Genomic DNA, 432 nt, shown 5'->3' on the forward strand with positions numbered 1-432 from the left:
CGTAAAATGTTCGATCTGAGCGTGATAAAGGTACAACAGATTCGACCCGGCGTTTACGTCGGTGAAATGCACGGACCGAGGACACTTCTCGTAAAACCACATTTCACTATTACACCTAAAAAAACGCTTTCCATAGCAAAAATGGATGATGCCGTTGGCCAAAAAGGGGATTTACTTTAAGGATAAAACTGCTCCCGCGGAGGGTGAGCTCACCGTTCAAGCATAGCCAGTGGCCCCGCCGGTTAACTGGGCAGGCCGTTCCTTCCACGACCGCGTTCGTTGATTTCCGGACGCGGAGCTGCAGGACCACCGCCCCAGATTGGGAAGTTTGTCCTTGCGGCTTGGGAGGCATGATCCCGTTCTGAAGGGTGGGTTTGGCTTGCCCGGGATGCCAAACCGAAGCGCTGGGCAGTCACTTGCCGATATGATCGG

At 53.7% G+C, this 432-nt stretch carries 1 protein-coding gene; it reads left to right on the forward strand.

Annotated features, from left to right (window positions below):
* Positions 1-180: hypothetical protein (locus AACY52_RS31680; protein ID WP_339561608.1), on the forward strand; the 180-nt coding region annotated here is incomplete at its 5' end.
* Positions 181-432 lie beyond the last annotated feature (252 nt).

This window comes from Pseudomonas sp. EA_65y_Pfl1_P113, from assembly GCF_963970525.1.
GTDB classification, from domain to species: domain Bacteria; phylum Pseudomonadota; class Gammaproteobacteria; order Pseudomonadales; family Pseudomonadaceae; genus Aquipseudomonas; species Aquipseudomonas tritici.